The organism is Paenibacillus sp. FSL H7-0735, from assembly GCF_038008505.1.
Classification (GTDB): domain Bacteria; phylum Bacillota; class Bacilli; order Paenibacillales; family Paenibacillaceae; genus Paenibacillus_AQ; species Paenibacillus_AQ odorifer.
In genome coordinates this window covers 1-25,672 of the sequence record NZ_JBBOZH010000001.1, presented here as the reverse complement: position 1 = coordinate 25,672, position 25,672 = coordinate 1, and the positions used below count along the sequence as shown (strand labels likewise).

Genomic DNA, 25,672 nt, shown 5'->3' with positions numbered 1-25,672 from the left:
CTGTTACACTGAGAATTGTCCTTTAGCGGGTTAAATCTGCTTGGCGTCCGGAGGGCCACGTACATAAGAATGACGTATAGGGCCCATATTATGAAAAATAATGGTGCTAAGTAGCACCTACGGAGGAATGAACATGTCAACGGTAGTCGTCGTGGGAACACAATGGGGAGACGAAGGTAAAGGGAAAATCACTGACTTTCTAGCGGAAAGTGCAGATGTGGTCGCCCGTTATCAAGGGGGCAATAATGCCGGTCACACGATTCTGATTGACGGTGAGAAGTTTAAGCTCAGCTTGATCCCTTCGGGTGTATTTTATAAAGAGAAAACTTGTGTAATTGGTAACGGAATGGTTATTAATCCGGCTGCCTTGATCCAAGAAATTAATTATATTCACGAGAACGGTTTTGACACTAAGAACTTAGTGATCAGTGATCGTGCTCATGTCATTATGCCATACCATATGGTGCTGGATGCTCTCGAAGAAGACCGTAAGGGTCCGAACAAGATTGGTACTACACGTAAAGGTATCGGTCCTTGTTATATGGATAAGGCAGCACGCAACGGTATCCGTATTGCTGACTTGATGGACGCTGAGGAATTCGAACTGAGACTCCGCCCCTTGATGCAAGAGAAGAACCAAGTGATTACACAGGTCTATGGTGCGGAAGCTCTTAACGTAGAAGAGATTCTGACTCAATATCTGGAATATGCAGAAGTGCTGCGTAATTATGTAACAGACACCTCTGTTATTCTTAATGAAGCCATTGATGCGGATCGCAAAGTGTTGTTTGAAGGTGCGCAAGGAGTAATGCTTGATATCGATCAAGGTACGTATCCGTTTGTTACTTCATCCAACCCATCTGCCGGTGGGGTATGCATAGGTTCTGGTGTGGGACCGTCCAAAATCAAACAGGTTATTGGGGTTGCAAAAGCCTATACCACTCGTGTTGGAGATGGCCCGTTCCCTACAGAGCTGAATGATGCAACAGGTGATTATATCCGTGAAACAGGTCATGAATATGGCACAGTTACCGGACGTGCGCGCCGTGTAGGCTGGTTCGACAGTGTAGTTGTGAGTCACGCTCGTCGTGTAAGTGGAATCACAGGGCTATCTCTTAACTCGCTGGATGTACTTAGCGGACTTGAGACTGTGAAGATCTGCACAGGCTACAAATACCGTGGTGAGGTAATTACTCATTACCCTGCTAGCCTCAAAATGCTGGCAGAATGCGAAGCGGTATATGAGGAGCTCCCAGGCTGGAGCGAAGATATTACTTCTGCAAAAACATTGGATGATCTTCCAGCAAATACACGTAGATATGTTGAACGTGTATCTGAGTTTACAGGTATTCCGATTGCTATCTTCTCAGTGGGTCGTAACCGTGAGCAGACGAATCAAGTATTGCCAATTTATATCTAAAACCTAGTTATACTAAGGAGCCTCGTTAGAGGCTCTTTTTTTTGTTCTGAGGACTATATCTCTCTCTTTTGGGGCCTAGATTTATGCCTAGACGTTTCCCAAGGCCGGTTCTAGTCAATACTGGATGTATAGAAGAACATGTACATGATCTACCAGATAGACTTGAACATAGGTGAGAGGAGAAATGAAGATGAAGATCGTGAAGCGTGCACTTAGCGTATGTCTGATTGTGGTACTTGCCAGCACTCTTTCAATTCTAACAACGGGCGTGGTTGTAAATGCTTATATTCAGTCGGTACTGGCTAGCTTCGATATTAAAGTGAATACTCCCGGTCCGGGATTTGGAGGAATGATTCGGAGCATTATTGGCATGGATAACAAATCTGACTCGGATACAGCTAATAAAGAAGTAACCACAGGGAGTACAGTTAGCAAGGAGACCGACAAAAGCACGGATTCGCCAGCTAAAGGCAAGGGTGAGCCCGTAGATGATAATACTCCGACTGATGCCTTACCAGTTATGGGGCAAGTTACAACCGAAAGTTCAGCTGATAGCGGAAGTGGAAGTGTTGGTGACCAACAATTAGTAATGACACCTGAGGCACTCAGTGACTTTAAAGATAATCTTCCATCGGAAGAGAAGGTAAATATATTCAATATTTTGATGTCCAAACTACCCCAGGATGAGATGGCAAAAATTTCAACAGCGATGGAGGATGGATTAACAGAAGATGAGGTTAAAGAGCTGCAGCAGGTAATTGCAAAATATGTTGATGCAGACGAATATGAGAGCATAATGAAAATGCTTACACCAACAACAGAATCTACGCAATAGCATTTGTAATTGTCACTTTATAGACACATGAAAAAGGTTAAAATTTCATATTTGCGCAAAAAACCCGCGTATTTGGCGGGTTTTTTGTTATGTCTAAAGTTGAAATTTTTCTCTAAGCTATGGTACAGTAAACAAGGACCTCAAGAGGTTAATTTTTTGTAACCTCCTTAACAACCTTTTTATAGGTTCATTAGAAGCAGGAATTAAGCACTAGTATACGCAGAAATTTACGTGGACGTAATCTATATAATCGAGGTCGTACAATTAGCTTGGCCGCTTTTGTCGGAAGTAAAAGCGGACTGAAAGGGAGAGTTTCATGAAGGGATTTAAGTTCATGCGTCGGATGAGCAAGCTGCAAGATGGACATCCAGCAGAGTCCGAGGCGAATGTTCAACAGAGCCACAATTTCGATCACGACTCCAAACACTTTCAACAAGAGAAAGGTACTCGCAGATTTCGGCGCGCTTGGATTTTGGGATCTGTCGGCCTTGTGCTTCTAGCTACGGTGTTGGTTGGAGCAGAGAAAAGGTATGTAGCTGCTAACACGGTTACCTATTATCAAGTGTTGGTGAAGGGTGAAGAAATCGGAAGACTTACCGATCAGACGCAGCTTAACCAGCTATACGATAAGAAACAACGAGAATATCAGGAGAAATATCCGAATTCAACCATGGTGCTGCAAACAGAGGGCATTACAATAGAAGAGCAGAAGGCATACAAGCCAGAAGTTGATAGTGAGGCGACACTTACTAAACTAGATGGAATGCTGAAGGCTTATGCGGTAGGCGTACAATTGATGGTAGATGGCAAGGCTGTTGGCATAGTTAAGGATCAGGAAACTGCTAATGCAGTGCTTGAAGGGGTAAAAAATCATTATGTCCCACAAGCAGAAGTAGCAACGACGGCTAGTAAGCTAACAAGAACGGCTGCTTCCAGCTCATCTGCTGCAAAAGCGAAGACTCCGGAGCAAGTAGAGTCGGTAGAGATTAGTGAAGATATTTCTATCGTTCCTATCAAAGCAGATCCTAATAAAGTGTTGGATGTGGAGGCAGCGGTCCAGACACTTACCGAAGGTAAAGAGGCGCCCCTTCTTTATACCGTTCAAGAGGGTGATACGATTTCGGGGATTGCCAAACGGTTTGAAATCACCCAAAAAGAGATTTATAGTAACAATCCTAACGTGAAAGAGCTGACGTTGAAGATTGGAGATACACTGAAGCTGAAGGTACCCCAACCAGATGTTACAGTAGTAACTGTGGAAAAAGTGACTGAGCAAATAGTGACTGAGCCGGAAGTGGTTGTGCGTTCGAGCGATCAGCTAGCGGCAGGCAAAAGCAAAGTCGTTCGTCCAGGGCAAACTGGACTTAAAGAAATGGAGTATCGGGTAACGAAGGAAAATGGTACGGTCGTCCAAGAAGAATGGTTAGGCCAGACCGTTATACAAGCCTCGCTGCCAGAAGTTGTTTATCGGGGAACGAAGGTTGTTGGTGAAGGAACAGGCATGTTCAGTTGGCCGGTAAGCGGGGCGACACTGACAAGTAGCTTCGGCGAGCGTTGGAGCCGTGCCCATAAGGGTATTGATATGGTATCTAGCAATCGGAATATAAAAGCTTCTGATGCCGGGACCGTGATCTTTGCAGGTGTGCAGAGTGGATACGGGAATGTAGTTATTGTAGATCATCGCAACGGATACCAGACCTATTATGGTCATTTAAAAAGCATCTCGGTTTCTACAGGCCAACGCTTGGAGCAGGGTGGCAAGATTGGCGTAATGGGCAGCACCGGACGTTCGACGGGTACACATCTGCATTTTGAGATTCGGAAGAATGGCACTGCTGTAAATCCAATGAAGTATTTGCAATAATTCATACTTTGTCCTTTAACTGCTCGATTTCAATCGGGCGGTTTTTATTTTTTTTTAATCTACGAGTGACGGCAAAGCCGTTTCTTTTTGCTGGGCAGGGGGATTGCTTATTTCGTAGGATGTGACGGTTAGACAGGTATGTTAAAATAAAGGAATGATCATTAAGTAAGGATAGGAAGGTGAAGCTGGGACATGCAGATGGGAACGATTCTGGTAGTAGATGATGAACAGCCTATTGCTGATATATTGAAATTTAATTTAGAAAAAGAAGGCTACGAGGTTATTTGTGCTTTTGATGGCAACAGTGCAGTGGAGCTGGCATTGTCCAAAAGGCCCGATCTTATGCTGCTTGATCTTATGCTGCCCGGCAAAGATGGTATGGACGTCTGCCGCGAGGTGCGTTCTGCGCACTTGGACATTCCTATCATTATGCTTACAGCCAAGGACGGAGAGATTGATAAGGTACTTGGCCTGGAGCTTGGTGCTGATGACTATGTGACCAAACCTTTTAGTACACGTGAATTGCTGGCCAGAGTTAAAGCCCAGATGCGGAGACAGCATAAACCGTCACCACAGGGGATGGCGAGTGAACCAGCAGAGAATAAGCAGGGCATTTATCATTTTGATCTGTTTATAGATACAGATATGTATTTGGTCTATAAGGGCGGGGAGCCGCTTGACTTGACCCATCGTGAATATGAGCTGCTCTACTATATGATCAAACATGCCGGTAAGGTGATGACTCGGGAGCATTTGCTGCAGGCAGTGTGGGGATTTGAGTATTTCGGTGATGTGCGGACCGTTGACGTGACGATCCGTCGTCTAAGAGAGAAAATTGAGGAGAACCCCAGCAAGCCCGAATATATTTATACTCGGCGTGGACTCGGCTATTTGATGCATAGCCCTAAAAATGGAGGACTGTGATGAAGTGGCGGTCCTTTATCCGGACAATTCAGGCAAAACTTATTATTATTTACGTATTGCTAATTCTGATAGCTATGCAGTTGATCGGGGTTTATTTTGTCAGCTCGATGAAGAACTCGTTAACAGATAATTTCACCAAGGACCTTAAAGCACGTGCTGAGATGTTGTCTATCCTGACTGCTGATAAATTTGGTAGTGAGGCTGGAACCGCAGATGAGGAAACCGCTGTGGAAAGTCTGCGCGGAATGGTCAATAATCTGTACATTAACGGGGCTGAGATTCAGGTACTGGATGCCAGCGGCAAAATCATCACCACTTCCGTTCCCTCGCAGAATGACTATGTCGGGCAGCGTAACACCCAGACAGTTGTGAATCGGGCCTTGCAGGGCATCAGTGATAACGAGGAATATATTATTGCCGATGATAATGTGCGTAAAAAGGTTGTGGCCAAGCCTGTGCTCTCGGGTGACAAGGTAGTGGGCGCAATCTATATTGCTGCTGACATGAAGGATCTATACGCCACGATGGGCCGGATCAATAGTGTATTTATCTCAGGTTTGCTGTTAGCTCTAGCGTTAACGGTTGTTTTATGCGTCATTCTGGCGCACACCATCACGCAGCCTATTAAGGAAATGACGAGGCATGCTACGGCTGTCGCTGAAGGCCGATTCAATCGTAAAATGCCCGTATTGGGCAATGATGAAATTGGACAACTCAGTCAGGCGTTCAATTATATGACCGGTAGATTGCGTGAGGCACTCTCGCAGAATGAAGAGGAGAAGGAGAAGCTTACCTCTATTCTGACGAACATGAGTGATGGTGTCGTGGCTACAGATGAGAACGGAGTAGTGATTCTGATGAATCGGCGGGCAGCGCTGATGCTCGGAAATGAAGGACCGTTGCCGGAAGGTGCCCCTCTAGATAAATTGTTGGGCTTAGATTACGAACAAAGCGGATCTCTGGCTAAAGGCAATGCCCAATCTGCAATGCTTCATCTGACTCATATGGGTGGAGAAGATTCTAATATCGTAAGAGTGACGTTTACTCCGATTCATCGTCGTGAGGGTGGCATTGCCGGCACAATTGCTGTGCTGCAGGATGTCACCGAACAGGAGAATCTGGAGGAATCACGCCGTGAGTTCGTGGCGAACGTTTCGCATGAGCTAAGAACACCACTTACCACTATTAAAAGCTATGTTGAAGCACTGGATGATGGAGCACTTGAAGATCCGCAGCTGGCGGTTCGATTTGTTGGGGTTATTCGCAACGAAACCGAACGGATGATTCGTCTGGTCACGGATTTGCTGCATCTTTCCCGTCTGGATTCCAAGGAAGCTCTTCTTCGAATTCAGCAGACGGATATTACCGAGATGCTGGAGGATGTGGCGGATCGTTTTTCTTTTCAAATTCGGCAGAAGCGTATAGATATAAGTACAAGGGTCCGCAAAGATGTTACCACGGCGTGGCTTGATCGCGATCAAATCGATCAGGTCTTGGGGAATTTGGTCTCCAATGCGCTAAAATATACGCCAGAAGGCGGTACGATTGAACTGGAAGCGTTGAAGAATGAGGATGGAATGCTCTCCATTTCTGTGCGTGATTCGGGGATAGGGATTCCGAAAAAGGATATCGAGCGGATCTTCGAACGATTTTATCGCGTGGATAAGGCACGTTCGCGGAACATGGGAGGCACCGGACTTGGCCTTTCCATTGCCCGGGAAATTGTGAAGGCACATGGAGGCTCCATTTCCCTGCAATCCGAGCTAAATGAAGGTTCAAAGGTAACCTTTACCCTGCCTTTGAACGAGCAAAGGGGGAGTGAGGCATGAAGGAACGAATCAAATCATGCATTCTAGCCTTGCTCGTGCTCGGAAGCCTGGTTGAAAGCTATTATTTGATCTACCGTTTGCCTGGTGCTGATTCAGCAGTGCTTTCTGAGAACCTGTATGTGAAGACAGATAATATGGGTCCGGAAGAGAAGGTAGAGAACCTGTTATACCCTGACAAAATGATCATCCATATGGGAGAAGGCAAACATACGCTTTTTTATCCGGACTCTACGTTCTATAGCTTGATCATGAATCGCTTAAAAGGTCGTGGCTTCGAAAGCTTCCAACGGCACTCGGTACAGGATTATGATTGGGATAAGATCCGCAATGAGAATCCTGGGATTGAGCTTTCATTCGGAGCGGGCATTCCGGTAACGTTATTGCAGCGGGTGATGCAGTTATCGCCAGATTCCCTTTTTGAAGGAGAAAGCATTGATCGCATTTGGATCTATAACATTAAGAATGATTCCAAGGCCCATGCTATTTTCTTCAGTACGAGAGGCGACATCATATACGAAGCGGCAAAAGCGGATTTAACGGTTCAGGATGTGCAGCAGCATGTTGATTTCGGTAAGAATTGGACGCCTTACAAGACCGTAAGCGGGGATTATTATGTGCCAGACAGTAAGATTTCTCTGGTTCAGGTAGACATGCCTTCCGGGATGTACACCATAGAGCAAATGCAGAGTAATCTTTTCTTCGATGTTGGAAGCACTAGATATATTCGGGAGAAGAACGGCTCGGAGATTTATACGGATAGCAAACGGAGCCTTCAGGTGGACCAGGGTAAGAACTGGATGAGCTATAGTGACCCTGCGGCGCTTCCAGCTGGAGAAAGTACCCCTGCCAAGGATGCTTTGGAAGCTGTAGAATTTGTGAACCAGCATGGCGGATGGAATGGGACTTACCGTTTGGAGGCTACAGAGGAAGGCAGACAGGAGAGAAAGGTCTCTTTTCAACAATATTATGGCTCCTATCCGTACGGCTCCTATCCGATAATGAGCAATTCATCATTACAGTATGGTGTAATAAATCTGGAACTGCAGCAGGGAACAGTATCCTCTTATGAACGTTCTCTAATTTATATAGATGAAAGTAAGGCCGTAAAAAAGGTAGTGGAGCTATCTGGAGGTGCGGATCTGGAGTATAGGTTGTCTCTGGTCAGTAAAACTTCGGCAGTGAAGGATTTAACGCCTGCTTATGTGCCTGAGGTGAAGGAAGATCATCTGGAGCTGATACCTGTCTGGAAAGTTACACTTAGTGATGGCAGTGTTCTTACTTTAAATTAATGGACAAGTGGTTCATATAACAATTAGGAGGTTCGGGTATGGATTGGGGAAGAGCTAAAAATGTACTGATTTGCGCCTTTTTAGGTCTGAATCTGCTGCTATGTTACCAGCTGTGGGTCGATTTGCGCGATCAGGTTAGTGCTAATCTTGATTTTACTTCCCTGTCTGCTGAGACCCAAGCCGTAATGGAGCAGAAAGGGATTCGTGTATTGTGTCCCATTCCGGCGTCTACCCCGCAGCTTCCTAACATTACTTATCGTTATTCTGCTGAAGAGCAGACTGAACCACCAATTAAATTAGATGTACCTATAGACAGCAAGCTGATCTATTCTTCCTTCTCAGAGCTTAGCAAGGCGCTTGAGGATAAGATTCCTGACATTTCCAATTATCGCTTTGATTCACAGGAAAGTGAGGTAGGAAAGTTCGTTCTTCATCCGCTGGTTCAAAATCAGTGGTCGTTGTTCCGTGTTAGGCTAGAGTTGATTAACAGTGATCAAAAAATCGTAGCTTACCGCTGGCCGAAGATTGAAATAGGGACAAGCAGCAGCGATAAAGAACAGAAGGTGCTTCCAGCATCGCAAGCACTTAGTAGCTTGATAGAGAAGTATTTTCCGGCAGATTCCGTAGTGAAGGAGATTGAGCTGGGGTATTACGGTGAGCTGTTCAACTCGGAAAGTCAGGTAGCTTCGCCGATGTGGCGGTTTATGCTGGAGAACGGCAATGCCTATTATGTGGATGCTATTAGTGCGGACATCATCAGTCCTAAGACAACAGAGTAGAAGGAGTAAGGAAAATGGGGATTTCATTTACAGTACTGTCCAGTGGTTCTACCGGCAATGTAACGGTGGTACGAAACGGGGAGACAACACTTATGATTGACGCAGGTTTTAGTGCCAAGCGGATCGATGAGCTGTTGGCCATGCGTGAACTAACGGGTAATGATATAGACGGGATTCTAGTTACACACGAACATTCCGATCATATCAAGGGACTCGGGGCCATGGCCCGTAAATACGATCTTCCGATTTATGCGAACACCAATACCTGGGGAGCTATCGAGAAGGGAATTGGTAAAATACCGGAGTATAACCGTATGATCATGGAGTCTGGCCAGCACAAGGATTTCGGCAGTATGCGAGTAGAATCCTTTGCGATTTCTCATGATGCAGCGGAGCCAGTGGGTTACAATTTTTATGATGGAAAAGAGAAGTTATGTGTAGCTACAGACCTGGGCTATGTTAGTGATAAGGTAAGAGATGCAATTTCAGATGCAGATGTATTGGTGCTGGAGGCGAATCATGATATCGAATTGCTGAGAATGGGACGTTATCCGTGGAATACGAAACGGCGCATCCTAGGCGACATGGGTCACCTTTCCAATGAGGCAGCTGGAGCTGCGCTTAGCGAAATTCTTACAGGGCGGACCAAACGGACCTATTTGGCGCATTTAAGCCGGGATCACAATATGATGGATTTGGCAAAAATGTCGGTACGCGGCGCAATGGAGGATCGGGGCTGTTTTTTCAAAGATAGTGAGTTCAGACTGTGTGATACGTATTATGATCAACCTACGCCATGGGATAAGCTGAGCCAGTCATAAGCTGATCAAGTTCAGCGGTCTTGCGATCTAATTCTTGGCGGGAGATTAGGCCTTTTTCAATCATCAATTCGATCATTGCGCTAAAGGCAAGGGTCATGTGGTAGTGTTCATCCTTTAAGTCACCAAGCTTACCGATAAACTCGACTAAATCCATACTTGTTGAAAAAGAACTCATAATTAATCCTCCTTTAATAGTGTGAATATATAGTGTAATTAGAACTGAAAACTGTAAAAAATTCGCAGGTGTTTTAGCTGAGGAAAATCCCGAATTGCAGGTTGCCTGTGATACAATTAAAAGCGTGATGAGCAAAGCTAAAATTTTAGGGACACTTCTATTTTATTGTAGTCTTTTAAGTTGCAAAATATTCCTAATAGAGAAGATATATTAAAAGATTATCATAATCTAACGATTGATCGAAACTCTTGTGGGGTTAATGGATAAAGTGAAACTTTTTAGTGATATTTGGAGTCTAATGGTTACAGAGGTTTGGTTCGGACGTGGTTGCTATAGGTTCAGGTCTTAACAACAGTGAACGCTTGGCAATAGAAGGGGGAGATTTTCGGTGGGATTGTTTGATGATGATTTCTATTCAACTAAAGTTTCGCGGTCCAGAGGGGATGAAGCATCAAAGGGATCGTTTGCTAACCGTAGACATTCTGTACGCAGATCGCGTAAAGGGCTATCTACCTGGCAAATATCCGCCGTTTGCTCCTTAGTCAGCGCTGTGGTGGCAGTTCTGTTATTCAGTATGTTTACAGGCCAGATGAGTCATGAGACTGCTCAAAAGCCGGTTGTAACAACTGGAAATGTTGCCCCAAGCAGTAGTGATCCATTTGACCGGATTATTCAAGCTGCTGCCACGGTTCGCCCTGCAGTAGTAAGTATTATCAATCATAAAGAAGATAATGAAGAATTAAACATTCTGGATGAGTCCGCACTAGGCTCAGGAGTGATCTATAAAAAGACAGGAAATAAAGCATTTATCATTACCAATAATCATGTCATCGAAGACTCCGGTAATCTCGAGGTAGTTACAGTGAACGGAGAGACCCGTAAGGCAACACTCGTTGGAACGGATAAAGTAAGCGACATTGCGGTACTCTCTATTGATGCCAAAGGAATCGATACCATCGCGCAGCTCGGTGATTCCTCTAAGCTTCGTCTAGGTGAAACGGTCATTGCTATCGGTAATCCGCTAGGACTTGGTGATACATTGACCTCGGGGATTGTTAGCTATACTGAACGGATGGTTCCCGTATCCCTTAATCAGGATGGAGTATATGACTGGGAACAAGAAGTGATACAGACTGATGCGGCGATTAATGAAGGAAATAGTGGCGGCGCGTTAGTGGATCTCGATGGCAAGGTCATTGGAATTAACACGATGAAGATTTCAGATACGGGTGTAGAGGGTCTGGGTTTTGCAATTCCTGCGAATCATGTGATAGATATCGCTAATGAGCTGGCTGAAAAAGGGCATATTGCCCGTTCGTACTTGGGTGTATATTCAGTTGATTTGAACAATCCGTACGTTCCACTAGCAGAAGATCAACGCAATGAATTGAACCTGCCGAACAGTGTTAAGGATGGAGTAGTTGTTCTAGAAGCCGTTGGCCCTGCGAAGGAAGCTGGACTGCAATTCAATGATGTCATTACCAAATTTAATGATCAATCCATCATATCTACCCTTTCTCTTCGCAAGTACTTATATAATCATACGAAGATCGGTGATGATCTGAAAATTACTTACTATCGAAACGGCGAGGCCAAACAGGCAACAGTTAAACTTCTTGAAAAACCACAGGAATAATATGCTGGAAGTCGGTATATAATGAGATAGCAGTTACGACAAGTAGAGCGGACTACCCCTTCGATTCCGAGGGGGTACCTTCTTGAAAAAGCGGATAAAAGTAACGTTTTTGGGAAAGCTATTTTTCTAAAACCATGATAATTATGCCAGAAAAAGGATCTATTTAGGGAATAAACACTAAGTGGCAGCCCTTACATTGGAAGGTAATACTTATTAGGGCAAAACCGGATATATTCGGATGCTTGCTTGCCTTTGCTAATCAGGTGTGGTAATATGATATCAATCATACATTTAGTCCCTAATTCTCGCATTGAAAAGGGCTGTCATATTTGGTAATACAACCTTTTTCAATGTGTGAATTTTTTCTTTGTTTGAAGATAAAAAGAACATATTAATTTAAATTTGTGGAGGTAACACACATGCAAACAGGTACAGTTAAATGGTTCAACGCAGAAAAAGGATTCGGATTTATCGAAGTTGAAGGCGGAAGCGACGTATTCGTTCACTTCAGCGCAATCACTGGCGACGGCTTCAAAACTTTGGACGAAGGCCAACGCGTTGAATTCAACGTTGTTCAAGGCAACCGTGGACCACAAGCCGAAAACGTTGTAAAACTGTAATAATAGAAGAAACCGTCCCAGCTTGTGAAAGTTGGGACGGTCTTTTTATATCTAGTTACTCACTATTGACTTACAGGATGGGAGGAACGGCAATGAACTACCGGAAGAAACCTTTGGAAGAAATACCGGAAGAAAATACCGCAATTTGGGCATGTACCAATGAGGGATGCAACGGATGGATGAGGGATAATTTCGCATTTGAACATGCGCCTTCTTGCCGTCTATGTGACTCTCCAATGGTTCGCAGCACGAAGATGCTACCCCAATTGCTTAATTCGAATGGCGATCTCAAATCGCTGAAGAAGGGTATTTCCATCTAACCAATACCTAAATGAGTCAAGCATTTAATAGAACGACGAACCACTCAAGACGGGTAAACCGTCTTATTTTTTTTGCTTTCTTTATGCTAAATTGTGATCTTTGTCACAAATCATTTGAATTTCACCGTTAAATGACTATCTTTATGTGACATTTATCACAAAAAGAAGCTTAAATTTTTGACAGAATATAATTAACGAAAAGGGGAGAAGGAAGGGACAAATATGGATACAGTAATGCTGTCGCGTATACAATTTGCGTCGACGACAATATTCCACTATTTCTTTGTACCGGTATCAATCGGACTAGCGCTCTTGATTGCAATCATGGAGACAATGTACGTTAGAAAAGGTAATGAAGAGTACAAAAAAATGGCGCAGTTCTGGGGAAAGCTATTCCTCATCAATTTTGCAGTAGGGGTAGTTACAGGGATATTGCAGGAATTTCAGTTCGGGATGAACTGGTCCGATTATTCACGTTTTGTGGGTGATGTATTCGGGGCTCCACTTGCAGTTGAGGCATTGGCAGCCTTTTTCCTGGAGTCTACTTTTATTGGGATATGGATATTCGGCTGGGATAAGGTATCCAAGCGAGTACATTTACTGTCCATCTGGCTGGTAGCATTCGGTACGATGTTATCTGCATTCTGGATTCTAGCGGCTAACTCTTTTATGCAGCATCCTGTGGGTTTTGAGATAAATAATGGACGTGCAGAAATGAATGATTTCTTCGCGCTTATTACGAACGGACAATTGCTGGTTGAATTCCCACATACAGTACTGGCTGCTTATGCAACAGGTGCTTTTCTTGTAACAGGTATTAGTGCTTATAAAATATTGAAGAAACAAGAGGTTTCTTTCTTTAAGAAGTCTTTTCAGATTGCAGCTATCGTAGGGATTATTTCTTCTATTGGTGTAGCTGTTGCTGGTCACGCCCAAGCGCAATATTTGGTTGAAACTCAACCAATGAAAATGGCAGCTTCCGAAGGACTGTGGGGTAAGAGTGGTGACCCGGCACCTTGGACCGTATGGGCAAACATTGATCCAGAGAATCAAATCAGTACTGGAGAATTTCAAATTCCTTATATGCTGAGTTTCCTTTCATACAGTAAATTTTCCGGTGAAGTTAAAGGTATGCTTGAGCTGCAAGCGGAGTATGAGCAAACCTATGGCCCCGGTGACTATATTCCACCTGTACGTACGACATTCTGGAGTTTCCGGATCATGGTTCTAGCAGGAACGTTAATGATTGTATTGGGAATGTACGCTATGTACTTAATGTGGCGCAAAAAAATGGACCGTCCGAACACTTGGTTTATGCGGTTCATGTTATGGGGCTTGTTGCTTCCTCCGATTGCGAATACAGCCGGTTGGGTCATGACCGAATTCGGGCGTCAGCCATGGACGGTATTCGGACTGATGACAACGGAAGACAGTGTGTCGCCTAATATTACAAGTGGTCAAGTTCTGTTCTCCGTGATTTCTTTTACAACGATTTATTTAATTCTAGGATTAGTGTTGGTCGGATTGTTTATTAAAGTGATTAAAAAAGGTCCTTATGCGATGGATAACGATCACGGCGATTCGAATGATCCATATAACGAGGAGGGTTCCCATGATATCTCTTAATGAATTGTGGTTTGTGCTGATTGCAGTTCTGTTTATAGGGTTCTTCTTCCTGGAGGGTTTCGATTTCGGCGTAGGGATGGAAACACAAATTCTCGCTAAAAATGATACAGAGCGCCGTGTTCTGATTAACTCGATCGGACCTTTCTGGGATGGGAATGAGGTATGGCTTATCACAGCTGCGGGTGCAATGTTTGCGGCTTTCCCGGAGTGGTATGCAACGCTGTTTAGTGGATTCTATATTCCTTTTGTATTTGCCTTATTAGCTCTGATAGCGCGTGGTGTCGCTTTTGAATTCAGAGGTAAACGTGATTCATTAGCTTGGAAAAGAACTTGGGATGCCTGTATCTTTATCGGCAGCTTCCTTCCACCATTCCTCTTGGCTGTAGTGTTTGCAAGCTTTATCAAAGGGTTGCCTATTGATGGGGATATGCAAATGTATGCAGGGTTCACAGATATCGTGAATGTGTACACTGTAGTAGCAGGGCTTACTGTTGTCCTTCTGTGCCTAGTGCATGGTCTCATGTTCACAACGCTGCGTACAGTGGGTGATCTACAGGCTCGCGCTCGCAAGTTGGCACAAAAATTGCTGATACCACTCGCAGCTTTATTTACTGCTTTTGTGATTATGACTTATAATATGACGGATATTTTCGAGCAACGTGGAACGGTTCTTATGATTATTGTAGCCCTGGGAGTTATCGCCTTTGTACTGTCCGGTTACTTCATGACGAAGAAGAAGGACGGCTACGCTTTTGGAATGACAGGAGCGGTAATGGCGCTTTCGGTAACTTCTATCTTTGTAGGATTGTTCCCGCGTGTTATGATTAGTTCAATTGATCAAGCTTTTAATTTGACGATCACTAATGCGGCTTCGGGCCATTACTCTTTGAAGGTAATGACGATTGTGGCACTGACCATCCTTCCGTTCGTATTGGGATATCAAATTTGGAGTTACTTTGTCTTTCATAAACGGGTTCACGAGAAGGAGCATCTTGAATACTAATGGATAAAAACTTGCTTGGGTATAAAGGAGTTAAGCCAGTCTTTCTGATTGTAGGCTTCCTTACCCTGGTGCAAAGCTTGTCCATACTTCTGCTGGCTAAATCGCTGGCAGAAGTCATCTCTGCGCTATTTGCGGGAGAACCTCTGAAGGAACAATGGGGCACTGCGCTATTGTTCCTTCTTGCATTTCTTGTGCGCCATGCTTGTGCTATGCTGATGAGCCGTGTCTCTTACCGCTTCGCGGAAGCAACGGGCAGCACTATGCGGAGGGAAATGATGGACAAGCTCTTCCAGCTTGGCCCTAGAATGGTGGGCGGGCGTGGAACCGGGGATCTTGTTACACTAGTGCTGGAAGGCGTAACTAAATTCCGCACGTATCTGGAAGCAATCATTCCTAGAATGGTAGGGATGTCTGTTACACCGGTCTTGGTGCTTATTTACGTCTTTACGATGGACACTACGAGCGGGATTATTCTTACGGTAACTATGCCGATTATTATTGTTTTTATGATTTTGATTGGGATGACGGCCCGTAAGCAAATGGATCGGCAGTTGAAATCATATCGCACATTATCTAATCATTTTGTAGACTCACTACGTGGGCTAGAAACATTAAAATTTCTAGGACGAAGTCGTAGTCATAGCGACAGCATTGCTACGGTCAGCGATCGTTATCGCTCGGCGACCATGCGTACGCTGCGAGTGGCCTTTTTGTCATCGTTCGCCCTGGATTTCTTCACTATGCTGTCTGTAGCATCTGTAGCGGTAAGCCTCGGTTTACGGCTTGTAAATGAACAGATGACATTGGTTACGGGCTTAACGATTCTAATCTTGGCTCCGGAATATTTCCTGCCTGTCAGATTGGTGGGTTCAGATTTCCATGCTACTTTGGATGGGAAAGAAGCCGCTGAAGCAATGAAGAGCATTATAGATCAAGATGAGGTGAAGGCTGAAGTAATCGGCCCTAACGGTAATCTATCTGTCGGTTCTGCAGCAAAAACATCGGAACAAATATTCACTTGGCATGAGAATAGCGTGCTCACATTAAATGACGTTAGCGTGAAGTATGAGGAAGCAGGGCTTTCTTCGCTGGAAGCGCTGAACCTGCAATTTAAAGGAGCTAGCAAAATTGGGATTATCGGAGAGAGCGGGGCCGGTAAATCTACTTTAGTGGATATATTAGGGGGCTTCTTACACCCTACCTCAGGAAGTATCACGGTTAACAGTACAACGGTTAGTGCATTAACGGATGAGGCTTGGCGAAAACAGACCTCATATATCCCGCAGCGTCCGTATATTTTTAGCGGCACGTTAGCGGATAATATACGTTTTTATTACCCTGAGGCTTCTATGGAAGCTGTTGCCGCGGCAGTGAAAGCTACTGGTTTATCGGGGCTGGTGGATACTCTTCCGCATGGTTTAGATGAGATGATTGGTGGCGGCGGCCGTTCGTTCAGCGGTGGCCAGGAGCAACGGGTGGCATTAGCCCGGGCACTGCTTAGCAGCCGTCCAATTATGCTTCTAGATGAGCCAACGGCGCATCTGGATATTGAAACGGAATATGAGCTGAAGGAGACGATGGTGCCTCTTTTTGAAGGAAAGCTGGTCTTTCTGGCTACCCATCGCCTACACTGGATGCTAGATATGGACATTATTGTAGTAATGAAGCAAGGCCAAGTGGCAGAAATCGGTACCCATCAGGAGTTACTTGCCCGCAAGGGTGCGTATTATGAGTTGATTGGGTCGCAATTGGAGGGAATCCATTGAAACGTGAAGGATGGTTTGCTCCCTATGTATCGTCGTATTTTTGGCGTTTTGTGCTAATTATTGTGCTTGGGGCGTTGACGATATTTACAGCCTCTTCATTGATGTATACTTCAGGATTTCTGATCTCAAAAGCGTCTACACCGGTCGAAAATATCCTGATGATCTACGTGCCGATTGTTGGTGTACGTACGTTCGGAACAAGCCGAGCAGTCATTCACTACGTGGAACGGCTGATTGGGCATGACACCATTTTACGGATTCTTTCTAAAATGCGTGTGCGCCTGTACAATATTTTGGAGCCACAGGCCTTGTTCCTGTCGTCGCGTTTCCGTACTGGGGATATTTTCGGGATGTTAGCTGATGACATCGAATATTTGCAAAATGTATATCTGAGAACTGTATTTCCAAGTGTTATTGCTTTATTGATCTACGGGGTTGCGGTGATTGCGTTGGGCACCTTTGATATCGGTTTTGCGTTATTAATGGCTTTGTATATTTTGGTGTTGGTCGTGGTATTGCCGCTTATATCTTTGTTGTTCACCCAGAAACGTCAACGTGAAGTGAAGGTAGAGCGTAATCGCCTCTATCAAAAGCTGACTGACGCCGTTCTCGGTATGGGCGATTGGGTCATTAGTGGACGGCAAAGCCAGTTCGTGGAGACCTATGAAGCAGATGAGAAAAAAGTGGCCAAAACGGATGCAGCGCTGCGCAGCTGGGCGCGTCTACGTGCGTTCATCGGGCAAGCAGTTGTTGGAGTTGGCGTGCTTTCGATGTTATATTGGGCCGCCGGGGAGTATGCGGATGGTGCTATTGCAGGTACGTTGATTGCGGCGTTTGTATTGGTTGTTTTTCCTGTGGCAGATGCTTTTTTGCCAGTATCCGAAGCTGTGGAGAAAATCCCGCAGTACCGTAACTCGCTGGAGCGGTTGTCTGGAGTGGTTGGAGAAGAGCATAATATAGTTTCCGAACAGGCATCTGTAGTTGATGTTCTACCTCAGGCCATAAAAAGTGCTCATATCCAGCTCGAAAATGTGGGTTACCGCTATGGATCAGAGGATAACTGGTCGGTTCGTGATCTCAGCCTCGACATCCCACAAGGCAAAAAAATTGCCATCATCGGCCGTAGTGGGGCAGGGAAATCGACGTTGTTAAAGGCTATTCAAGGGGTTATCCAACCTTCTGCAGGTTCGGCTATGATTAATGGAATCGCGGCGGCTGCCTATGGCGATAATATTCCTTCTATTATTGCGGTGCTAAATCAAAGCCCACACTTATTTGATACTACGGTAGCGAACAATATTCGCATGGGTGATCCGAAGGCTTCCGAACAAGCGATTAAAGAAGCTGGCGCATTAGCCAAAATGGATACGCTGATCTCCTCGTTACCAGAGGGATACAATACCTTTGTCCGTGAAGCGGGGCAACGTTTCTCCGGTGGAGAGCGTCAGCGGATAGCGTTAGCTCGTATTTTGCTGCAAAATACACCTGTCGTCATTCTTGACGAACCGACCGTAGGGCTGGACCCAAGCACGGAACGTGATCTTTTGCAGACGATGTTTGAAGCTATGGACGGTAAATCTCTGATCTGGGTAACGCATCATTTGGTTGGTGCAGAGCAGATGGATGAAGTGATTTTTATGGAAAATGGCTCGGTAGAAATGCGTGGAACCCATGCGGAGCTGATGGAAAAAGAACCACGTTACCGCAGATTGTATGAGCTGGATCGTCCAGTGGAGTTTCTAGGGTAAGATGGAGAGTTGGTAGATAACATTTATAGAAATTAGAGAGATATTAGTGAAGAGATTCCTTTTGCCCGTTTGGGGTGAGAGGAATCTTTTTTTTCGGTAGGGCAAGAATATAGACAATGGATGAACAGATTGCTGGAATGGATAGATAGGAGTTCCATTTTCGTGGGAAGTATGGTAGAACAATAGAAGGAGTATAGGCCGCAGCGGCACAGAAAGGGATGCTTGGTTGAATGTATGTAGTATGTAAAGAACATGTAGAGTTAGCCATCGACAAATTTGTGGACGAGTATGAGGATGCACCTGATATTGTGGACTTGAAGGAGACCGAGTTCTCGGACTGGGACCCGCCGGCCAAATGTGCGGAATGTGAGAAGAATGCGGAATATTTAGTGGTCTAAAGGACTGTTAAAATTTATTAAAAACACCTTGCAGTCCCGGAAATGGGCCGCAGGGTGTTTTTTTGCATGAAATAATATATGTGTTAGCCGATTAGGTCTTATGCATCTGCTGCATCTACTATGTCGGTCAGCGAGCTACTTCGGTTGCCTCGGCGGTAGAGAATAGCTGAGATGATGGCGATTAATGCTGCAATAGAGAGTCCCCAGTAGATATTGGAGTAGGCTGCAGAAAGCGGCAGTCCGCGCTGCCATTCTAGTGCGCTTGCGGCCATAGCCACGCTGAAGGCGCCGCTGAAGAATTGCAGCAGCTGGAACAGGCCCATCCCGGAGCCAATTTGTGAAGAAGGCAGAATCCGAGAGATTTCATTGGATACACTACTGGACAGTGTCGTGAAGGCCAGACTCATAATCATATAGATGAACATGACGGCAATCCATGACCGCCCAGCAAAGAAAGCGAATAGGATGGTAGCGGTCAATACGAGCAATGGTGCAAAACGCAAAATCCCCGCATTGCCATAACGGTCAATGATTCGCCCGACGGAGCGGGAGACAAAGATGGCGAGCAGCGAACCCGGAAAGATCACAAGCCCGGCATGGCTTGCGCTGAAGCCGAAACGGTGAGTCAGAATCTGCGGCAGCAGGAATAACGTGGCAAAGCTGCATAGGTAGGAGGCAACTCCGATCAGAGCCAACACGAGATATGAGCGGTTACGGAAAAGCTCCGGCATCACGAATGGATCAGGTGTGCTGCGGATACGGCCAACAAATAAAGCAATGGCGACAATTCCGGCGATCAAGGCAATCCACAGCCCGCTGGTCAGGAACAGCAGCAGCCCGGTCGTGCCGACGCCCAAGAACAGCCCGCCAAGCACATCAAAGGAGCCACGGGTGGGTACTTCTTTGGGCAGCAGGATACGGAACAGCGGCACTAGAAGCAGAATAGCTGCCGTTACAGAGAATAGCCAAATCCAGCCAAGATATTCGACGATGGCTCCGCCCGCGACCGGCCCAAGCCCTAGACCCAGCGAGACGGCTGACATAATTGTCGCCATTGCTTTGCCGCGGCGAGCTTGCGGGATATAGCGGGTAAACAGGACAAGCGACAAGGACATTACTGCGCCCGCGCCTGAGGCCTGGAGAATGCGTACGATAAGCAGGAAGATAAAGTTGGTGCTGAAAAAGCCGGCAACAGCCGCGAGGCCCAGCGTCAACAAGCCTATAACCAACAGACGGCGAATCGGCAGAAAATCAGAAAGCCGGCTGTACGTGATTGAGGCAATCGAGAACATAATGGAATACCCGGTGACAATCCAAGAAGCGGACGCAGCCGTAATCCCGAAGGCTTCGGTCACATCAGGCAGCGCCAGATTGAACATAGCCGTATTCATGATGACGAGAACCACAGCGACACTGAACAGCAGGGTCAGCAGGCCTTCTCGTGGAAGAGGCGCTTCCGGAACGGAGGCTTCATGATCCGCATTCGCGGAGAGGTTATTTACAGAAGTCATGTGCGAAGCACTCCTTTTATTATTGTTTAATAGTTCGATTACTTACGAACAATTGAAATATAGCATGCGTTGATATAAAATGCAATTAGGAACACCAATATTTTTTTCGCATTCATCGTACGACAAAAGGGGATAATCATCCGTGAAAATACTATTTCATCCGGACCGCAAGGACATTCAGCTTGCCTCCGTATTGTATGCACTCAGCGATCCGATTCGCTTACATATCGTATCGGATATTCACTTAAATGGAGAACAGGCTTGCAACGGCTTCAACGTCCCGATCGCAAAATCCACTATGTCTCACCATGCCCGTACTTTGCGCGAGTCAGGAGTTGTTTTTACACGAGTTCAAGGAACACAGCGCATGTTGTCCCTGCGGACTGAGGATCTTAATGCACGTTTCCCAGGCTTGCTGGACTCTATATTGAGCGCTTATGAAGCTGGGGGGAAACCGGATTTTGTGATGGAGGAGCAGGAAGAAAGTAAGTAGGGATGGATTGAACCTGCTGAGGACGAGGAATACATGAAATTCTAGATTCAGGCAATCTAGGAATACGTGGGATCAGGAGATCCATAGATTGCATGAAAAATAGGACATTTAGGGACTGCGCAAGAGTAGGCCGTTTTAATTGTCGTTTCTTTTCCACCAAATATGTGATAGAACAGAAGGTACTTACTAAAACTACAAGGGACGCCCAGTGCGCGTCCTTTTGCTATTTCTATAGAGGATTATGACAGGAGGCACTTATGCTTATTCAAATTATTGGCGTAGGAAAATTGAAGGAAAAGTACTTGATCGATGGCATCGCGGAGTATGCAAAACGGCTGACACCATACCTGAAGTTTCAGGTCATTGAGGTGGCAGATGAAAAAGCACCCGATTCTCTAAGCGAAGCAGAGGTCGTGCAGGTAAAGGGACGCGAGGGCGAACGCATCCTCGCGCAGATTAAGAGCGAGGCGCATGTCATTGCGCTCGCGATCGACGGCAAGCTGTGGAGCTCGGAAGAGCTTGCCGCAGAAATTGACCGGCTCGGCACCTACGGGACGAGCCATGTCGTGTTCGTCATCGGAGGGAGCCACGGGCTCTCCGACGAGGTCATGCGCCGCGCGCAGCAGCGCATGAGCTTCGGGCGCATGACGCTGCCTCATCAGCTCATGCGCCTGGTGCTGGTGGAGCAGGTGTATCGCGCGGTGAAGATCAATCGGGGGGAACCGTATCATAAGTAGGGCGAACGATCCCCGAGGCCCGGGGGGTATGAAATTGGCGACCTCTGGGGAAGATCGCTGTGCAGACGAACTTGTATACTTGCAAAAATAACTCCGAAATCCAGCGTTATGCGATTTAGGATTTAAACTATTACAGAGTGGAAGAACTTGGTGAGTTCTTCCATTTTTTGATTTGAACTGTGCGCGGTGCTTGTCGTTCACCCCCTCCTTTTTACTGTGTACTCCTTTCGTAGGACTTTTTTTTGCGTGAAAACAATTAATAATGAAGCGTCTATGCATCTAGTTTTGGTAAATAATCAACAAGGAGCGAACATGAATGGAACAAACGGTTAAGAATAAAGTCACAGGAGAACAAATTACTTTTCTAGAAACGGCAAAGGATACGAACGGGGAGTATTTATTAATCGAAGTTGCACTGCCTCCATTTGGCAAAGGTCCACCTTTGCATATTCATGATCAGTTTGAAGAGCAATTTGAAGTGATTACAGGTAAGCTCACCGTAACTTTAGGTAAAACAAAGCATGTGTTATAAGCGGGAAACCGCCGTATTGCCCCACTTAAAACGTCACATACCTTTGCGAACGAGCATGAAGAGCCAGTTGTATTCCGCGTTCGGCTAACGCCGCCAAGCAAGTTCGAACAATCGGTTCGCATTCATTACGGGCTCATGGACGATGGATTAACAGATGAGAAGGGCAACCCCAAGTCACTTGCCCATACCGCTTTCGTTTTAACACTACAAAACACTCTAGTCGTGGGTATTCCATTCTGGATACAACGTTCTCTCTTTAAATTCATTATCAAACGTGCCCGTAAAAAGGGAGTTTATGAAGTTCTGAAAAAGTATACAGGAGAGGTGCTGTAAGGAAAATTAAGCGTCTATTTACCGCATAATCTTATAGAATACTACTTTCGTAGGACTACAAACTATTATATTTATCACTATAATGTCCAGAGGAAGTCGAATTATAGTCGTTTTTTTGTTGCTTGGATTTTATCGGGTGAAGGGGGATCAATGTGAGGAAAGTATATCGTCGTTTACTAGTCGCTGTTATGAGTTTCACATTAATTGGAGGCACAGCCGCAGGGGCTGCCGGCATTCAAAGCGAGCCGTCCCTGGACGACAGCCATGAAGCTCTATCAAAAGTAACGGTATTTGCAGGAAGTGGTGAATTTGACGATTGGGATGGAGCGGCATCAGAGGCTTCTTTTCGTATGCCTCAGGGAATCGCTGTCTTGAAGGATGGTTCTGTGCTTGTGGCGGACACCCGGAATCATCTCATCCGTCAAGTGAAGAATGGAGAGGTTTCTACCTATGCGGGCTTAATGCTTGACGCGGAAGACAACGGAACTCCTGAGGGAGCTTGGCACGATGGTGCTAAAGAAGATGCCGTGTTCAACGGTCCTTCGGGCATGGATACGGATTTGGAAGGTAATATATACATAGCAGATACCGAAAATCATCGAATACGAAAAATATCTAAGGATGGGATGGTAACAACGGTTGCCGGTGATGGCATAATCGGCAATGAAGACGGTATAGGTAATGAAGCGGGATTCTATCATCCCCAGGATGTGGCTGTCGCTGCAGATGGAACCTTGTATGTTGCGGATTCGTTAAATCATTTAATCCGGCAAATAACAGCGGATGGTCAAGTGACTACGCTTAACGCTGCATCTGATCGAGTCGTCGAGGTGATTGGCGGCTATGCTGTTCCTGCAGGTGATTATGCAGATGGTAAGCTTTCAACCGCCAAGTTTAATGATCCTACCAGCATTGCAATCGACCATAAAGGCAACTTATATGTAAGTGATACAGGCAATCAAGTAATTCGCTATATTGATCTGGTCAATCGTACAGTGACAACCGCGGCGGGTTTGTCTGCGGGGGAGGAGCCTGTGTATGCGAATGGTAGCCTGTATGTCGAAGGTGGTTATGCGGATGGTGCCGCTACACAGGCACGCTTTCAGTCTCCTAGAGGAATCGTTGTGACAAAGGATGGGGGACTAGTCATTGCCGATAGCTTGAACCACACGATTCGTTATCTTGTTGACGGGTATGTGAGTACAATTGCTGGTGTACCTGCTCAGTTTGGTCAAGTAGATGGCATTAACGGTCATAATCTGCTCCATAATCCGACAGATGTAGCGGTTCTGCCAAATGGCGGCTTGCTCATTGCGGACAGCTATAACAATAAAATCCGTGAGCTTGAGTATTACCAGCTTCCAACCAATTTGCCCCACAATGATCAGGTGAAGGTTGTGATCGATGATACCGTGATCAGCCTTGACGTGCAGCCCGAAATTGTGAAGGGACGCACGATGGTGCCTGTGAGAGCTTTAAGCGAAATGCTGGGCTATAAGGTTGAATTGTTGGATAACCAGCGTACCATTGAATTGACAAAGGGAGACGTAAGCATCAGGCTGCAAATGGGGAGTAAAGTGATTTCCATTAACAATGCGAAGGCGGATGCAGAAGAGCAACGAGAAATTGAGGCAGCGCCATATACGAAAGATGGCCGTTCCTATGTTCCAATCCGATTTTTCAGTGAGGCATTCGGAGCAGATGTGCAATGGGATCGAAGCACGAGGACGGTTATTTTGCGAGAAATCAAGGAAGCCGTAGATGAGCTACCTGTAGCAGATCGTAAGTCGCGCACTGCGGTTCTTGAACAGATTACAGGAACGGTCTGGGTCACTCAGGCGGGCGGTTCTTTGGCTTACCAAGCCTATAAGGGCATGACTCTTCATCAAGGCGATCAACTTCTCACGGAAAATAATACGAGTGCGATATTAAAGACGGTCGACCGTAAGGATGAAATTACGATTAGCGAAAATTCGGAGCTGTATATATCAAATTTAAGTGATACAACCCTTACAAAGCAAACAAGCTTTATGCTATGGAGCGGGCTGGTTTTGGCCAATGTGTCCTCGCTGATAAATGCCAAGGATACCTTCAAAATCCTGACGCCGACGGCTGTGACCAATGTTCGCGGCACAAATTTCATGGTGGGTATCGATCCGGTTACGGCGCTGCCGACGCTTGTTGTAAATAGCGGACTGGTTCAGGGAAGCGGCAACGGAACCAGTCAGAATCCAATTTTAGTGTATCCTACTCAGGTACTGAACTTTTTTCCAGGATCAGATTCACCAAGTGAGCCTGTTATGGTTGACCCATTCAGTCTCGTTGATCAACTTTCACCTGCTATCATCGAATCACTATTGAATCAAAAGCAGAAAATAGATCAGGAAAATGCGGAGATACTGGAGAGAATGAGGAATGAGGCTTTCGGCTCTATCCCTGGTAAAAATTCGGGCGGCTTGTCTCAGCGCGACCTGGAGCAATATCAAAATAATTTGGATAATCTGCTCAGTAATATTTTAAAGCAGGCGCTTGAAAAGAAAGTAATGAATCAAGGAGAGTTGCAGTCACTTATTGATCAGGTCAATAAGCATTCCGATACAAAGATCGACCTAAATAATGTCCTGCCACTTCAATTAACGGATGAGCAAAAGCAGCTGCAGGAAAAACAGAAGCAATTGGAGGAAGAACAAAAAAGGCTGCTGGAGGAGCAAAATAAGCTGCGTGAACTAGCCGCTGCAAAGAACCAATCCTTATTAGATAGGATCAAAGCTGAACAAGAACGAATCGAGCAGGAGAACAAGAACAAACTAGAAGAAGCTCGTAAACAAGCAGAGGAAAAGTTGAAGCAACAACTTTCGGATGCTGCGAAGCAAAAATTCGAGGAGCAGAAAAAAGCCTTGGAGCAGCAAAGACAGCAGCAGGAACAGGCACAGCAGCCGCAGGTGCTGACGCCGACACCGACACCGTCAACGACACCAATGCCAACACCGACACCGACACCGTCAACGACACC

At 45.7% G+C, this 25,672-nt stretch carries 23 protein-coding genes; 21 read left to right on the top strand and 2 right to left on the bottom strand.

What is annotated here, in order from left to right; genetic code table 11:
* The first annotated feature begins 133 nt into the window (after positions 1 to 133).
* The 8 genes from NSS82_RS00115 to NSS82_RS00080 all read left to right on the top strand — a co-directional run bounded on the left by NSS82_RS00115 (position 134) and on the right by NSS82_RS00080 (position 9,761).
* A complete protein-coding gene (locus NSS82_RS00115; protein ID WP_076272993.1) occupies positions 134 to 1,420 on the top strand; it encodes an adenylosuccinate synthase in 1,287 nt (428 codons plus the stop codon).
* Positions 1,421 to 1,610: 190 nt separating this feature from the next.
* Complete coding sequence (locus NSS82_RS00110; RefSeq protein ID WP_038573956.1) at positions 1,611 to 2,255, top strand: hypothetical protein; 645 nt, start codon at positions 1,611 to 1,613, stop codon at positions 2,253 to 2,255.
* A gap of 316 nt (positions 2,256 to 2,571) precedes the next feature.
* Entirely contained in the window at positions 2,572 to 4,119 is a 1,548-nt protein-coding gene (locus tag NSS82_RS00105) for a M23 family metallopeptidase (protein ID WP_076099794.1), read from the top strand.
* Between the two features lie 192 nt (positions 4,120 to 4,311).
* On the top strand, positions 4,312 to 5,043 hold the full coding sequence (gene yycF / locus NSS82_RS00100) for a response regulator YycF (RefSeq protein ID WP_036677815.1): 732 nt from the start codon (positions 4,312 to 4,314) through the stop codon (positions 5,041 to 5,043).
* Complete coding sequence (gene walK / locus NSS82_RS00095; RefSeq protein WP_036677817.1) at positions 5,043 to 6,872, top strand: cell wall metabolism sensor histidine kinase WalK; 1,830 nt, start codon at positions 5,043 to 5,045, stop codon at positions 6,870 to 6,872. The genes yycF and walK overlap by 1 nt, the downstream gene beginning before the upstream one ends.
* A complete protein-coding gene (locus NSS82_RS00090; protein WP_036677820.1) occupies positions 6,869 to 8,161 on the top strand; it encodes a YycH family regulatory protein in 1,293 nt (430 codons plus the stop codon). The genes walK and NSS82_RS00090 overlap by 4 nt, the downstream gene beginning before the upstream one ends.
* 38 nt (positions 8,162 to 8,199) lie before the next feature.
* Positions 8,200 to 8,940 (top strand): two-component system regulatory protein YycI, encoded by a 741-nt coding sequence (yycI, locus tag NSS82_RS00085; protein ID WP_036677823.1) that lies wholly within the window; start codon positions 8,200 to 8,202, stop codon positions 8,938 to 8,940.
* Positions 8,941 to 8,954: 14 nt separating this feature from the next.
* Complete coding sequence (locus tag NSS82_RS00080; RefSeq protein ID WP_036677825.1) at positions 8,955 to 9,761, top strand: MBL fold metallo-hydrolase; 807 nt, start codon at positions 8,955 to 8,957, stop codon at positions 9,759 to 9,761.
* Here the strand turns inward: NSS82_RS00080 and NSS82_RS00075 are convergent.
* Positions 9,730 to 9,936, bottom strand: a complete 207-nt coding sequence (locus NSS82_RS00075) for a hypothetical protein (protein ID WP_036677826.1) — start codon at positions 9,934 to 9,936, stop codon at positions 9,730 to 9,732. The two genes, NSS82_RS00080 and NSS82_RS00075, sit on opposite strands and share 32 nt — an antisense overlap.
* Before the next feature lie 388 nt (positions 9,937 to 10,324).
* Between NSS82_RS00075 and NSS82_RS00070 the strand changes: the two genes are divergently transcribed.
* From NSS82_RS00070 to NSS82_RS00035, 8 genes are all read left to right on the top strand, one after another.
* The gene (locus NSS82_RS00070; protein WP_036677827.1) at positions 10,325 to 11,572 is read left to right on the top strand and encodes a S1C family serine protease; all 1,248 of its coding nucleotides are present in this window, start codon (positions 10,325 to 10,327) and stop codon (positions 11,570 to 11,572) included.
* A gap of 419 nt (positions 11,573 to 11,991) precedes the next feature.
* Positions 11,992 to 12,192 (top strand): cold-shock protein, encoded by a 201-nt coding sequence (locus NSS82_RS00065; RefSeq protein WP_019914582.1) that lies wholly within the window; start codon positions 11,992 to 11,994, stop codon positions 12,190 to 12,192.
* 92 nt (positions 12,193 to 12,284) lie between these two features.
* Positions 12,285 to 12,512: a cold-shock protein gene (locus NSS82_RS00060; protein WP_036677829.1), complete on the top strand. Its 228-nt coding sequence runs from the start codon at positions 12,285 to 12,287 to the stop codon at positions 12,510 to 12,512.
* 222 nt (positions 12,513 to 12,734) lie between these two features.
* Positions 12,735 to 14,138: a cytochrome ubiquinol oxidase subunit I gene (locus NSS82_RS00055; RefSeq protein WP_036677831.1), complete on the top strand. Its 1,404-nt coding sequence runs from the start codon at positions 12,735 to 12,737 to the stop codon at positions 14,136 to 14,138.
* Positions 14,125 to 15,141, top strand: coding sequence for a cytochrome d ubiquinol oxidase subunit II (gene cydB / locus NSS82_RS00050; RefSeq protein ID WP_038573947.1), 1,017 nt, complete (start codon positions 14,125 to 14,127; stop codon positions 15,139 to 15,141). Before NSS82_RS00055 ends, cydB begins: the two co-directional genes overlap by 14 nt.
* Positions 15,141 to 16,907 carry a thiol reductant ABC exporter subunit CydD gene (gene cydD, locus NSS82_RS00045; protein ID WP_076140570.1) on the top strand — a complete coding sequence of 589 codons (1,767 nt, stop codon included), beginning with the start codon at positions 15,141 to 15,143 and terminating at the stop codon, positions 16,905 to 16,907. The genes cydB and cydD overlap by 1 nt, the downstream gene beginning before the upstream one ends.
* Positions 16,904 to 18,655 (top strand): thiol reductant ABC exporter subunit CydC, encoded by a 1,752-nt coding sequence (gene cydC / locus NSS82_RS00040; protein WP_076272992.1) that lies wholly within the window; start codon positions 16,904 to 16,906, stop codon positions 18,653 to 18,655. Before cydD ends, cydC begins: the two co-directional genes overlap by 4 nt.
* Before the next feature lie 230 nt (positions 18,656 to 18,885).
* Entirely contained in the window at positions 18,886 to 19,053 is a 168-nt protein-coding gene (locus NSS82_RS00035; protein WP_063829780.1) for a CxxH/CxxC protein, read from the top strand.
* Positions 19,054 to 19,151: 98 nt separating this feature from the next.
* Here the strand turns inward: NSS82_RS00035 and NSS82_RS00030 are convergent, their stop codons facing one another.
* Positions 19,152 to 20,564 (bottom strand): MFS transporter, encoded by a 1,413-nt coding sequence (locus NSS82_RS00030; protein WP_076272991.1) that lies wholly within the window; start codon positions 20,562 to 20,564, stop codon positions 19,152 to 19,154.
* Between the two features lie 142 nt (positions 20,565 to 20,706).
* Here NSS82_RS00030 and NSS82_RS00025 point away from each other — a divergent pair, with 142 nt between their 5' ends.
* The 5 genes from NSS82_RS00025 to NSS82_RS00005 all read left to right on the top strand — a co-directional run.
* Positions 20,707 to 21,057: an ArsR/SmtB family transcription factor gene (locus NSS82_RS00025; protein WP_076105174.1), complete on the top strand. Its 351-nt coding sequence runs from the start codon at positions 20,707 to 20,709 to the stop codon at positions 21,055 to 21,057.
* 257 nt (positions 21,058 to 21,314) lie between these two features.
* Positions 21,315 to 21,794: a 23S rRNA (pseudouridine(1915)-N(3))-methyltransferase RlmH gene (gene rlmH, locus NSS82_RS00020; protein ID WP_036677839.1), complete on the top strand. Its 480-nt coding sequence runs from the start codon at positions 21,315 to 21,317 to the stop codon at positions 21,792 to 21,794.
* Positions 21,795 to 22,110: 316 nt separating this feature from the next.
* The gene (locus NSS82_RS00015) at positions 22,111 to 22,326 is read left to right on the top strand and encodes a hypothetical protein (RefSeq protein WP_076272990.1); all 216 of its coding nucleotides are present in this window, start codon (positions 22,111 to 22,113) and stop codon (positions 22,324 to 22,326) included.
* Between the two features lie 135 nt (positions 22,327 to 22,461).
* The gene (locus NSS82_RS00010; RefSeq protein WP_178944233.1) at positions 22,462 to 22,659 is read left to right on the top strand and encodes a hypothetical protein; all 198 of its coding nucleotides are present in this window, start codon (positions 22,462 to 22,464) and stop codon (positions 22,657 to 22,659) included.
* Between the two features lie 152 nt (positions 22,660 to 22,811).
* Positions 22,812 to 25,672, top strand: a 2,861-nt coding sequence (locus tag NSS82_RS00005) for a stalk domain-containing protein (protein ID WP_341109694.1), incomplete at its 3' end; no start/stop codon positions are given.